This is a genomic window from Enterococcus sulfureus ATCC 49903, assembly GCF_000407605.1.
Lineage (GTDB): Bacteria > Bacillota > Bacilli > Lactobacillales > Enterococcaceae > Enterococcus_G > Enterococcus_G sulfureus.
In genome coordinates this window covers 354,161-366,763 of sequence record NZ_ASWO01000001.1, presented here as the reverse complement: position 1 = coordinate 366,763, position 12,603 = coordinate 354,161, and the positions used below count along the sequence as shown (strand labels likewise).

The following is a 12,603-nucleotide window of genomic DNA, read 5'->3' as shown; positions in this document are numbered from 1 at the left end:
TAACGACATGACAAAAAAAATTCCCGACACATTTATTTTAGGAGCAGCTTCATCTGCTTGGCAGACCGAGGGCTGGTCTGGAAAAAAAGAACAACAAGATTCTTATTTAGACAAGTGGTTTAAAGAAGAACAATTTGTTTGGCATGATGGTCAAGGACCAGATGTTGCGACTAATTTTATGCAACAGTATCAAGAAGATATCGACTTGATGAAAGAAATCAACTTGACCCATTATCGAACTTCGATCAACTGGGCACGTTTTTTCACGGACTATGAGCAATTGGTCGTAGACGAAGCCTATGCCACACATATGGATCATGTGATCGATGGATTGATTGCAGTAGGAGTTGAACCCATCTTGTGCTTAGAACATTACGAGTTACCAGCTTATTATATGGAACAGTACGATGGTTGGTCTTCAAAAAAAGTAGTCGATTGGTATGCCGATTATGCTAAGATCGTATTTGAACGCTATGGCGATCGGGTTCATCAATGGTTTACTTTTAACGAGCCTATCGTGATTCAAACTCGTTGTTATTTAGATGCGATTCGTTGGCCGCACGAACAAGATACGAAGAAATGGATGTTATGGAATTTTCATAAAACATTGGCTTCTGCTAAAGCGATCGCAGTATTTAAAGAAGGAAAATTTGAAGGTAGAATTGGTTGTGTCTTAAATCCTGAGATGGTATATCCTCGATCACAGTCAAAAGCGGATGTCCACGCAGCAAAAATGTATGATTTATTTTTTAACCAAGTCTTTTTCCATCCGATGGTTTTAGGTGAATATCCGGAAGAATTGATCACATTATGCCAAGAACATAACATCTATTTTGATCCAACAGATGAAGAACTCGAGATCATCAAACAACATACATGTGATTTTTTAGGGATCAATCAGTACTATCCCAAACGAGTAAAAGCACCACGTTTTGCTTGGAATGAAGCCACTCCATTTCATCCAGAAATGTATTATGAATCCTTCGAGTTACCAGGAAGACGTATGAATCGCTCTCGCGGATGGGAGATTTATCCCACGATCATGTATGATCTCGCCATGTATCTTCAAGAAAATTATGGGAATATTCCATGGTTTATCAGCGAAAATGGAATGGGACAAGAAAATGAAGAACAGTATCTTAATGAGGCTGGAATCGTGCAAGATGATTATCGTATCGAATTCATTCGTGAACATTTAGCGGAACTATTGCGTGCAGTAGAAGCAGGAGCAAATTGTGAAGGGTATATGCTTTGGGCCTTTACCGATTGTGTGTCCCCGATGAACGCGTTTAAAAATCGTTATGGATTGGTTCGTATCGAAGTAGATGAGACTCGAGCACGTTCGTTAAAAAAATCAGCCTATTGGTATCGAAACTTGATCGAAACACGTCAATTAGAGTAAAAGAGAGGAATTCCTCTCTTTTTTTATTTGGCAAAAAAAATGCTCAAAATCCGTAGTAAACGAGAATAAAATGAGATTTTTCTTATTAAAATTTAATTTTTATTCAAAACAAGGATTTACAAATAAAACAGAGTTGTCTATAATGACCTTATGTAATTGAGAATGATTTTCAATTGATAATGGAGAAATGGAGGCAAGACCATGAACCAAGTATATGATGTGATGATTATTGGCGGAGGACCCGCTGGATTATATAGTAGTTTTTATGCCGGATTACGTGATCTTTCAGTCGCACTTTTTGAGGCACAACCTGAATTAGGAGGAAAACTAAGCTTTTATCCTGAAAAAATGGTATGGGATATTGGTGCATTACCCCCTACAAAAGGAAAACAAGTCAGAGCACAATTAGTGGAACAAGGATTAACATTTGCTCCAGATGTGTTTTTAGACACCAAAATTACCACCATGGTCAAACAAGACACGAATTTCTTGTTGACAGACCAACATGGCAAGACCTATTTAGGAAAAACGGTTCTTTTTGCAATCGGAGGTGGAATTATCTCGCCACAAAAATTGCCCTGTTTTATTCAAAAGCAAATTGGCGCGTATATCCATTATGAATTTCCTGATCAACACGCGATTTTCAATAAAACATTAGTCGTTTCAGGAGGCGGAGATGGTGCAGTCGATTATGCATTAGAAGCCAAAGACTATGGTGCAAATGTCATCGTGTGTTACCGAGGAGAAGCATTGAAAGCACATGAAGCACAAATCAAAAAATTAATGCAAGCCAATATTACAGTATTCACGAATGTCGTGATCGAATCGATCGATCCACATTTCCAAGAACCGTTGATGTTGAACTTGCGTCACACCAAAACCAAAGCGGTACAATATGTACCTTGTGATCATGTATTGGTCCAGCATGGATACGATCGAGAAGCAGATCTACTGGATACGCTAGATTTTCAGTTTACACGTCAAGATGATTTTTATCTATTATGTGAAGAACCGACAAAAACTAATATTCCTGGTATTTTTGCCGCTGGAGATATCCATTCATGTGTAGGCAAAGTCAATTTATTAGCGGGGGCCTTCCAAGATGCCGCACAAGCTGTAAATCAAATCAAACTGTATCTGGAACCTGAAAGTACAAAGCAAGCCATGGTCTCTTCTCATAATCAAAAATTCCATGAGAAAAATCAGGAAATGCTAAAAGAAAGTTGGGCGGTAAGTGAGTAAGACCAGTTTTTCTAGTCATCTAGTCCAACGCGCGATCGTACTTAGCTTGATTGCGTTAGGGTTGATATTTCTTTCAAGTGGGATTGCATTGGCTAATGGGCAAGCAGAGATTACATTACCGCAGATCTATCAGATCCTAGTCTATAAGTTGAGTGGTGGATGGATTGGGTCTGTTGAGGGACTGCCGGATTCAACTGTAAATATCGTGTGGTTTTTACGCATGCCACGAATTTTTCTGTCGATTTTAGTTGGAATGGGTCTAGCGGTTAGTGGTGTCGTGATGCAAGCGGTAGTGCAAAACCCACTGGCAGATCCTTACATCTTAGGAATCTCATCAGGAGCTTCATTAGGGGCTACTTTTGCGATTTTGATTGGATTTGGTAGCTCAGCCTTTTTTGCCCAATTTGGTGTAGCCTTTGGCGCTTTTGTAGGTGCATTGATTGCCACCGTACTCGTGCTTGTATTGGCTGCAGTAGGGGGTAAGATGACGTCAACTAAGTTAGTATTATCAGGATTGATCATTAGTGCACTTGGCGGGGCCTTGTCGAATTTGATCGTCTATTTAGCAAATAATGCAGAAGGAATCAAATCGGTCACCTTTTGGTCGATGGGAAGTTTAGCGTCTGCAAGTTGGAGTAAACTGCCTTTAGTCGCTGCATTTGTTTGCCTCTTGACACTTTACTTTTTATTACAAGCACGTGTGTTAAATACGATGTTATTAGGCGATGAAGTCGCGGTTACGTTAGGAATCCGTTTATCCTTTTATCGTAAGATCTATATGATGCTTTCAGCACTATTAACGAGTATTATTGTCGCAAATTCTGGCATGATTGGCTTTGTTGGCTTGATCATTCCGCATATCGTTCGTGGATTTGTGGGTTCAGATCATCGTATTTTAGTCCCGTTATCTGCTTTATCGGGTGCACTATTTATGATTTGGGCAGATTTGTTCGCGCGCTCGATCTTAACGGGTGTGGAACTTCCGATTGGAATCATTACAGCAATTATCGGTGCACCAGTATTTATTTATATTATTGTGAAAAAGCAATACCAGTTTGGAGGGTAAACGATCTTGGAACTAGAAATCAATCAGTTAAACGTCACTTTAGGACAAAAAAAGATCTTATCTGATGTTTCCTTACAAACAAAAAAAGGACAATTTGTCGGTTTGATTGGGGCAAATGGTAGTGGCAAATCTACCTTGCTAAAAACGGTATACAAAGCTTTAAAACCAGATAGCGGTACCATTAGATTAAACGAACTAGACTTACTAAATAGCCATGAAAAACAAGTAGCACAACAGTTGAGCGTAGTGAGTCAATTTAATGAACTGAGTTTTGATTTAACGGTGGAACAGATCGTGTTTATGGGGCGCACTCCTTATAAAGGATTTTTAGAAGGAGAAAATGCTGAGGATGAACAGATCGTAACGCAAGCACTAGAAAAGACTGGACTTGAAACCTATCGTCATCGTAGTTTCTTATCGCTATCAGGTGGGGAGAAACAACGTGTCGTGATGGCACGTGCGATTACCCAACAACCCAAATATTTGATTTTAGATGAGCCGACCAACCATTTAGATATTCGGTATCATTTAGAGATTTTAGAAACGGTCAAAGAATTAGGGATCGGGGTCTTAGCAGCCTTACATGATCTAGAAGATGCCGCACATTACTGTGATTATCTTTTCGCATTAAAAGATGGACGAGTTGTAGCCAAGGGGACACCTGAAGAAGTGTTGACTTCAGCTTTAGTAGAAGAATTGTATGGCGTGAAGTGTCAAGTATATCGTCATCCGATCACCAATGGATTAGGTTTTTATTATAGTAGAAATGAGGAAAATACAAGATGAAGAAACGAATCGGATTATTATTAGGATTGGGCCTTGGCGTTGTATTTTTAGGTGCTTGTGGAACAAGTAACGCTACGACGAATTCTAGCGAACAAGCTAGCGGATATCCTGTGACGATTGAGAATTATACCCGTGCAGAAGGGGGCACGGAATGGACGAAGAAAAAAGAAACCTTTGATGCAGAACCAAAAAAAGTCGTTGCCAATACACGTCCAGCAGCTGAATTGTTGTTGCATTTAGGATTGAAAGATCAAATCGCTGGTGTCGGGGCAACATTTGGTGCAGCAGATCAAAGCGTTGAAAAAGAATTTAATACCTTAAAGGACCTTGGCAATAGCTATATTGGAAAAGAGACTGCTTTAAGTGTGGATCCTGATTTGATCTATGGTCGTGGGGGCTTGTTTGATAATCAAGATTGGGGCGTTGGTACGGTCGATTCCTTGAATGATATGGGTGTGAAAACGTATGTCTTAGAGTCTTCGATCACCGGAGCGACTTTTGATTCTGTTTATCAAGATATCGAAAATACAGGGAAAATCTTCCATAAAGAAGAGGCCGCAAAATCATTTGCTGATGAAATCAAAGCACGTGAAGAAAAATTAAAAGACAGTGTAAAAGATCAAAAAAACCAAACGTTTGCCTATCTTCATATGAGTGATCCTAGTCAAGTGTCTGTTTATAGCGCACACGATGAACCTTTCTTTAATGATCTCTTTAGTATGATCAAATTAGACAATGTCTTTAAAGATCAAGCTGGTGAAGTGAGTGAAGAAACGTTGATCAAAACAGATCCAGAAGTGCTCATTGTTGGCGATTGGTCGACGATCAAAGATAGTGTTACCGGTCAACAAGTAATCGATGCGTTATATAAAAATCCTAAATTATCAAGTATGCAAGCCATTAAAAATAAAAAAGTTTATGCAGTCGATTATAATTACCTGTTTGGTTATGGCTACCAATCTCTTACAGGTATGGAAGCTTTAGTCAAACAAATGAAGTAAACTCAAACCGTAGTGACCCTGGTCATTGCGGTTTTTTTAATGCATTTCTTTTGTCAAAAAAGAATCTATTGTATACAATATAAACAATCAAGCAAGACGTAACCATAAAAAAGGAGCGATTTAGAAGATGCAAACAAAAGCAGTCGTCATCAATCAATATGGTGGCAAAGATCAATTAGAAGAAGCAACTGTCACTTTACCAGAGTTAGGTGGAAAACAAGTATTAGTTTCTGTTGATGCAACATCGATCAACCCGATCGATTGGAAATTACGTGAAGGCTATTTAGCGCAAATGTTCCCATGGGATTTCCCGATTATTTTAGGATGGGATGTTGCTGGAACGATCGAAGAAGTTGGTCATGACGTAACAGAATGGAAAGTAGGCGATCGTATTTTCGCACGCCCAGATACAACACGTTTTGGTACGTATGCGGAACATACGATTGTTGATGAACATCTATTGGCTCCATTACCAAAAGGCGTAAGTGCCAATGAAGCTGCAGCGGTACCATTAGCTGGTTTGACTGCCTATCAAGCATTATTTGATCATGGTCATGTAACAGAAGGCCAAAAAGTTTTGATCCATGCAGGAGCTGGTGGTGTAGGAACGTATGCGATTCAACTAGCAAAAGCTAAAGGAGCGTATGTATACACAACGGCAAGTGAGAAAAATCATGAGTTGTTAAAATCTTTAGGTGCCGATGAAGTGATCGATTACCGTTCAACTGATTTTAGAGATGTAGCTAAAGAAGTCGACATGGTGTTAGATACCATGGGTGGCGATGTACAAAAAAATAGTATGGACATCTTAAAAGAAGGTGGCTATTTGATCAGTATCTTGTCGATCGAAGATGAAGACAAAGCAAAAGAAAAAGGCATTCATGCTAAAGCAGTTTGGTTAGACACAAACGGCAAACAATTGAAAGAATTAGGCGATTTAATGGAAGAAGGCAAACTAAAAAGTGTGGTTGGCGAAACCTTCCCCTTAACACGTCAAGGAATCTATGATGCGCATGCATTAAGTGAAACACATCATGCAGTAGGAAAAATCGTCATTGAAAAAGCATAACACGTTCAAATAGCCATCAAGTGATGGCTATTTTTTATGAAAATGAGTAAAAACTTTTTCATTTGTTTTCAAATAGCTTATAATGGACGACATGTACGAAATGAAAAAGTAAATTGTAGGTGAAAAACATGTCATTATTAATTGTCTTATTTGCAGCATTGATGATCCCCTTAGCGATGGCGCGATTTAATATTACTGCAGTGCCAACGGCGATTGCTGAAATCGTAGTGGGGATTATTATCGGAAAAACCGGACTATCGTTAATCGGTGAAAGCGATAGTCTATCGATGCTCTCTGGATTAGGTGTAGTTATCTTGATCTTTTTATCGGGGATGGAAATCGATTTTGATTTATTTAAAGCGAAAAAAGGAGACGACAAATCCGAACCTTCACCAGTTAAAACCGCAGTCTTGTCGTTTATAATGATTTTAATTTTTTCTGGTTTGATCGGATGGGGTCTTTTTATAACAGGATTATTTGATAATATCGTGATTGCGACGATCCTTTTTTCAACGATCGCATTAGGTGTTGTGATCGCAGCCTTAAAAGAAAAAGAATTATTAAGTAAACCCTATGGTCAAACGTTACTCTTAGTCGCAGTTTTAGGTGAAGTGGTTCCCTTGCTCGCATTGTCTATCTATGCTGCATTAACTGGAGGCGATAGCAAACAAATTTGGCTGATTTTGATTATTTTTGTAGTCGCAATCATTTTGTTGATGCGCTTTAGAGGGATCTATCATTTCTTTGAACGGATCAACAAAACAACGACGCAACTAGATATCCGCCTAGCTTTCTTTATCGTCTTTACGCTCGTTACCGTTGCAGAAACTGTAGGTGCTGAAAATATTTTAGGAGCTTTTTTAGCAGGGATCGTGATGAAGCTATTAAGTCCGAGTGAAGCGACACAAGAAAAATTGACTTCGATTGGTTATGGCTTTTTTATTCCGATTTTTTTCATTATGACAGGAGCGAATCTTGAATTGCGGAGTTTATTGCAAGATCCACAATCTTTGATTTTAATTCCATTATTGTTTGTCGGATTTATTGTGGCTAAAGCAGGCTTGTTTTTTGTTTTTCGTAAACAATTCCAAATATCTAATGCTTTAGCGAGTATCTTTTTATCGGCAACGACGATTACGTTGGTCTTACCCACACTTGAAGTAGCGGTATCCTTAGATCAAATTACGCATCAGCAAGCAGGAGCATTTACACTAGCAGCTGTCTTAAGCTGTATCGTTTCTCCTATTATATTCAATAAATTGTACCGACCTGAGCCAGAAGAAGTCCACAATACCTCACTGCATATTGTTGGATTGAATGTATTGACGATTCCAGTAGCACAACAATTGTCTAAAGGATGGTACGATATTAAAATGGTGACCGATGATCAACAAAATTATCAAACGTTCCATAATGCACTTGAGGACGTTACTTTACTGGACGATCTAAGTGAAGAGTCGTTAGCGCAACAAGGGGTATTTGATACTGAAGTGTTGGTACTGGCTTATCGCGATCATGAAATCAATTATCAAATCGCTAAAACAGCTTTAGCGTATAACGTCCCGCGAATCATCGTTCGCTTTGAATCACATGATTTAGAAAATACTCGATATGATAAATTAAAAGCACAAGGTGTCGAATTATTTAATACCTTTGATGTCAATATTAGTTTATTACGGGAAATGATTGATTCACCATCGACATTGAAGATGTTAAATGATACTGAATCAGGATTGTATGAAGTCACTGTAAGCAATCGCCGCTATACGGGAATCGCTTTAAAACATATGCCGATGATCGAAGAAATTACGATCAGTCGGATTTATCGTTATGGTGAATTTATTGCTCCACGTGGAGATACGATCATCGAATATGGTGATCATCTGATCTTTACGGGGAATAAACAAACAGTAGGTGCACTGCGAAATAAATTAAGTGTACGAAATTAAAAAAACTAAAAGACTTGGACAAATTTGTCCAAGTCTTTTAGTTTTTTTGTTTCGCCAATGCGATAAAATTTAAAACCATCAATAGACTACAGAAAACAAAAATCGCAGGATAATCAAATAGATTTGCGATAAACGCCCCGATCAAAGGCCCGATAACACTACCGATCGATTGGAAACTTTGATTGTATGAAAAGATCAAACTAGTATTTTCTTTTTTAGTATTCTTAGTAAGCAAACTTTGGATCGAAGGAAACAGCGCAGCATCTGAAATCCCGGTGAAAAATCGTAATATCATCAGTTGCGTGATCGACTGAGTAAAGCTTGTGAGCAAGAACGTGACCGCTGCAAGAGCAAAGCCGAAAATCAACACTTTATTGGTTCCAATCCGGTCACCTAAACGACCGAACAAAGGTGCTGCGATCATGGTCGAAATTCCCGGCATCGCCGCAACGATCCCGGCAATAAATGTAACGGATTGATGACCATTCAATAATTCTTTGACATAAAGACTTAAAATCGGATTGATCGCCATATTCACTAATTGAACACTTAATGTCGTAATAAACAGAGCCAAAATGATTTTTTGATGTAAGACTAGTTTTAAAGACAACTTTGGTTGGGAAATCACGACCGCTTCTTCAGCTTTTTTGGTCACGACATCTTCTTTTACTAAAAATAAAGTAAGCAAGAAGACTAAAAACATAATGATCCCTGTAATATGGAAAGATAACCGGTAGCCAAAGATACTCGCCAAGGTTCCACCAATCAAAGGACCTAAAAGGGTACCAGCTGTCGCTCCTGTGACCAAAATGCTCAAGGCCTGTCCAGATTTTTCACGAGGAGCTTGAACGGCGATCAATGCATTTGAATTTGAGGTGAATCCACCAAATGCACCTTGTAATGCCCGAAGCAATAATAGTTGCCAAACGTTTGTGACAAATCCCATGCTGAAAAATACGATGGCCATACCAAGTGCAGAACGCAAGAGCATCAATTTCCGCCCTTTTTTATCCGCTAAACGCCCCCAAAACGGAGAGACGATGGCCATAACGAGAAATGCTGCGGAGAACACTAAGCTACTATATAAAGACAGTTGTGATTGCGTAAAGGTACCAAGTTCATCGATGTAAAGAGAAAGAAATGGCATGATCTCACTCATTCCGATCCCTGTCATAAAGACTCCGAACCATAAGACGATCAAGTTTTTCTGCCACATAGACAGATGTTTGAGTCGATACAAAACGATTCCTCCTTGAATCTAGGATATCCTTATCTTAACGCAAAATGTAAAAAAATTCATGAAAATGGATTTTATTTTTCCTTTCAATTATGCAAGAAGTGTTGCTAATTCAGCTAGTGTACTGACAGTGAAAGTGGGCATGATCGCACTATGGTTTTCAGCATGTGTTGGATTAAACCAAATACTATCGATCATTGCTTGTTGGGCTCCTAAAATATCCGAACGTAACGAATCGCCAATCATGACATAAGCAGAGCGTTCATATTCTGGTAACAATTTGAAGATATACGCAAAAAAATCGGGATGCGGTTTCGCGATACCGATCTCATCGGAAATCACAATATGATCAAAGTAGCGGTCTAGTGTGGTTGCAGCTAAGCGCTGATATTGTGTGCTTGTTTTGCCATTTGTTCCCGCAATCAAGAGATAGCCTGCTTCTTTTAATGTGTGAATCAAGGCTTTAGCGCCGGGGATCATGGCATCATTTTGATCTAGTTGCAAACGATAATACGCTTCTGCTTCTTTACCATCGATTCGTTGTCCAAACGCTGAAAAGGTATCTGAAAAACGAGTATCAAGTAGCGGTTTAGCCGCCATTCCTTGTTCAATTTTTTTCCAAACGAGTTGATTGACATTGTGATAGGTTGTCAACCATTCGTGATAGTTTAGGTCAGCTTGTGCAAAGCGAGTAAAGACCTTTTTCAAGCCTTTTATTTCTCCTGCTTTAAAATCCAATAAGGTGTCATCTAGATCAAAAATCAAGATCTTTTTGTTCATCTTCCGTCTTCCTTTCTAAACTCGATTAGTTTTCGAAACTTTATTTAGTGTAAATGAAGTTATCAGCAATTACTATGCACTATAGCATAATAATCTTTATTTTGTTTAGGGATAGATTAAATTTGTTTATTCTATTTTTTCTTTGAAAGCGTTATGATTCTTTGTGAGAGGAGATGACACAATGAAAAAGAAAAAAAAGGCTGGCTTTTGGCAAAATGTATGGCGCTATAAAGCATTGCTTCTAATGGCTTTACCAGGATTTATCTGGTTTATCTTTTTCTTCTATATTCCAGTATTTGCCAATATCGTGGCATTTAAAGATTTTCGGATTTCACCAAATGGCTTTATTGATAGTTTAAGGCATAGTGATTGGGTCGGATTTGAGAACTTCAAGTTTTTATTCTCATCTTCTGATGCTTGGTTGATCACACGAAATACGATTTTGTATAATATTGTATTTTTAGCATTTAACCTCTTTTTTGCCATCGCATTTGCTATTATTATGAGTGAATTACGAAATAAAAAAATGGTCAAAGTGTACCATACGATGTCTTTATTACCTTACTTTTTATCTTGGGTCGTAATCAGTTATTTTGTTTACGCTTTCTTAAGTCCAGATAAAGGGATCATTAATCAATGGTTAAGTGGGGCAGGAAAGACACCGATCAATTGGTATACCGACCCAACTTGGTGGCCATTGATCTTTGTCATCATGAATGTCTGGAAGAGTCTTGGGTATAACAGTATTATCTATTATGCTTCCGTTATGGGGATCGATCCTACATATTATGAAGCAGCAATGGTCGATGGAGCAAGTAAATGGCAACAGATCAAGCATGTGACGATTCCACAGATCGTACCGATGATGTCCGTCTTACTGATTTTAAATATCGGTGGAATCTTTAGGGCAGATTTTGGGATGTTCTATAATTTACCGCAACAATCTGGCGCATTATACAACGTAACTTCTGTATTGGATACTTATATTTATAACGGCTTGATTGCAACTGGAGATATCGGCATGACAGCAGCTGCAGCACTTTATCAATCGGCAGTCGGCGCAATCTTATTGTTACTCACAAACTTAGTTGTTCGTCGTTTAGAACCAGATTCAGCATTATTCTAAAAAGGAGTGAAGGAAAATATGGCAACAAAGAAAAAAATCAACAAAGTAGAAGTCCGTTCCTTCAACTCGACGGCGAATATTTTGTTTAATATTATGATTGCACTGTTTGCGATCTCTTGTGTACTTCCCTTTATTTTCGTCATCATGATCTCTGTAACTAGTGAACAATCATTAGTAGAGATGGGCTATCGTTTTTGGCCAAAAGAATTTTCTTTTGAAGCCTATCGCTATATCTTTGCTGGTGAGATGAGTAAAAAAATCTTCCAAGCATTTGGCGTCACTGTATTTGTAACCGTATTCGGAACATTAGTGAATGCTTCGATGACATCACTTTATGCTTACGTGATTTCACGATCAAATTTCCCATTTCGTAGATTCTTTACGATCTTTGCATTGATCACGATGTTATTTACACCAGGGATCGTGGCAACGTATCTAGTCGTAAGCAACTTACTTTTCTTAAAAGATACGATTTGGGCATTGATTTTACCCTTAGCCTTAGGACCATTTAATATCTTGGTCATGCGCACATTCTTTATCAAAACTGTTCCAGATAGTATCATTGAATCGGCTAGAATCGATGGGGCAAGTGAGATGCGCATCTTTATGAGTATCGTGTTGCCACTTGCAGTACCAGGGATTGCCACAATTAGTTTATTTGCGGCATTAGGGTACTGGAATGATTGGTTTAATGCGTTACTTTATATTCAAAAAGATAGTTTAGTTCCGTTACAATATTTATTGATGAAGATCCAAAATAATCTAGATTATTTAGCAAAAAATGCAGGCATGGGTGCACAGATCCAAGGTGGTCTTGCCGCATTACCTAGTGAGTCTGCTCGGATGGCGATCGTAGTGGTTTCTACTTTACCGATTGCCTTGACGTATCCTTTCTTCCAACGTTATTTTGTTGGTGGATTAACTATCGGTGGCGTAAAAGAATAA

General features: G+C 38.5%; 11 protein-coding genes. 9 read left to right on the top strand and 2 right to left on the bottom strand.

Annotated elements, in window-relative coordinates; genetic code table 11:
* Window positions 1-7: 7 nt before the first annotated feature.
* The 7 genes from I573_RS01675 to I573_RS01645 all read left to right on the top strand — a co-directional run bounded on the left by I573_RS01675 (window position 8) and on the right by I573_RS01645 (window position 8,515).
* Window positions 8-1,402 (top strand): glycoside hydrolase family 1 protein, encoded by a 1,395-nt coding sequence (locus I573_RS01675; protein ID WP_016184834.1) that lies wholly within the window; start codon window positions 8-10, stop codon window positions 1,400-1,402.
* Between the two features lie 201 nt (window positions 1,403-1,603).
* Window positions 1,604-2,644, top strand: coding sequence for an NAD(P)/FAD-dependent oxidoreductase (locus I573_RS01670; RefSeq protein WP_016184833.1), 1,041 nt, complete (start codon window positions 1,604-1,606; stop codon window positions 2,642-2,644).
* Window positions 2,645-2,678: 34 nt separating this feature from the next.
* On the top strand, window positions 2,679-3,710 hold the full coding sequence (locus I573_RS01665; RefSeq protein ID WP_245555059.1) for a FecCD family ABC transporter permease: 1,032 nt from the start codon (window positions 2,679-2,681) through the stop codon (window positions 3,708-3,710).
* 6 nt (window positions 3,711-3,716) lie between these two features.
* Complete coding sequence (locus I573_RS01660) at window positions 3,717-4,496, top strand: ABC transporter ATP-binding protein (protein WP_016184831.1); 780 nt, start codon at window positions 3,717-3,719, stop codon at window positions 4,494-4,496.
* The gene (locus tag I573_RS01655) at window positions 4,493-5,497 is read left to right on the top strand and encodes an ABC transporter substrate-binding protein (RefSeq protein ID WP_016184830.1); all 1,005 of its coding nucleotides are present in this window, start codon (window positions 4,493-4,495) and stop codon (window positions 5,495-5,497) included. Before I573_RS01660 ends, I573_RS01655 begins: the two co-directional genes overlap by 4 nt.
* A gap of 127 nt (window positions 5,498-5,624) precedes the next feature.
* A complete protein-coding gene (locus I573_RS01650) occupies window positions 5,625-6,566 on the top strand; it encodes an NADP-dependent oxidoreductase (RefSeq protein ID WP_016184829.1) in 942 nt (313 codons plus the stop codon).
* A 128-nt stretch (window positions 6,567-6,694) separates the two neighbouring features.
* Window positions 6,695-8,515 (top strand): monovalent cation:proton antiporter family protein, encoded by a 1,821-nt coding sequence (locus I573_RS01645; RefSeq protein WP_016184828.1) that lies wholly within the window; start codon window positions 6,695-6,697, stop codon window positions 8,513-8,515.
* 37 nt (window positions 8,516-8,552) lie between these two features.
* Here the strand turns inward: I573_RS01645 and I573_RS01640 are convergent, their stop codons facing one another.
* Together I573_RS01640 and I573_RS01635 are read right to left on the bottom strand one after the other, a co-directional pair.
* Window positions 8,553-9,755 carry an MFS transporter gene (locus I573_RS01640; protein ID WP_016184827.1) on the bottom strand — a complete coding sequence of 401 codons (1,203 nt, stop codon included), beginning with the start codon at window positions 9,753-9,755 and terminating at the stop codon, window positions 8,553-8,555.
* An 87-nt stretch (window positions 9,756-9,842) separates the two neighbouring features.
* Window positions 9,843-10,532 carry a YjjG family noncanonical pyrimidine nucleotidase gene (locus I573_RS01635; protein WP_016184826.1) on the bottom strand — a complete coding sequence of 230 codons (690 nt, stop codon included), beginning with the start codon at window positions 10,530-10,532 and terminating at the stop codon, window positions 9,843-9,845.
* Window positions 10,533-10,713: 181 nt separating this feature from the next.
* On the opposite strand from I573_RS01635, the gene I573_RS01630 reads away from it, so the two are divergent.
* Both I573_RS01630 and I573_RS01625 read left to right on the top strand, forming a co-directional pair.
* Window positions 10,714-11,658 (top strand): ABC transporter permease, encoded by a 945-nt coding sequence (locus tag I573_RS01630; RefSeq protein WP_016184825.1) that lies wholly within the window; start codon window positions 10,714-10,716, stop codon window positions 11,656-11,658.
* Window positions 11,659-11,676: 18 nt separating this feature from the next.
* Window positions 11,677-12,603 carry a carbohydrate ABC transporter permease gene (locus tag I573_RS01625; RefSeq protein ID WP_016184824.1) on the top strand — a complete coding sequence of 309 codons (927 nt, stop codon included), beginning with the start codon at window positions 11,677-11,679 and terminating at the stop codon, window positions 12,601-12,603.

What these genes read in the sequence shown, in the direction of transcription:
- I573_RS01655 (WP_016184830.1), top strand. Translation starts at nt 4,493, where the DNA reads ATGAAGAAACGAATCGGATTATTATTAGGATTGGGCCTTGGCGTTGTA.
- I573_RS01625 (WP_016184824.1), top strand. Translation starts at nt 11,677, where the DNA reads ATGGCAACAAAGAAAAAAATCAACAAAGTAGAAGTCCGTTCCTTCAAC.
- I573_RS01635 (WP_016184826.1), bottom strand. Translation starts at nt 10,532, where the DNA reads ATGAACAAAAAGATCTTGATTTTTGATCTAGATGACACCTTATTGGAT.
- I573_RS01630 (WP_016184825.1), top strand. Translation starts at nt 10,714, where the DNA reads ATGAAAAAGAAAAAAAAGGCTGGCTTTTGGCAAAATGTATGGCGCTAT.
- I573_RS01650 (WP_016184829.1), top strand. Translation starts at nt 5,625, where the DNA reads ATGCAAACAAAAGCAGTCGTCATCAATCAATATGGTGGCAAAGATCAA.
- I573_RS01645 (WP_016184828.1), top strand. Translation starts at nt 6,695, where the DNA reads ATGTCATTATTAATTGTCTTATTTGCAGCATTGATGATCCCCTTAGCG.
- I573_RS01675 (WP_016184834.1), top strand. Translation starts at nt 8, where the DNA reads ATGACAAAAAAAATTCCCGACACATTTATTTTAGGAGCAGCTTCATCT.
- I573_RS01670 (WP_016184833.1), top strand. Translation starts at nt 1,604, where the DNA reads ATGAACCAAGTATATGATGTGATGATTATTGGCGGAGGACCCGCTGGA.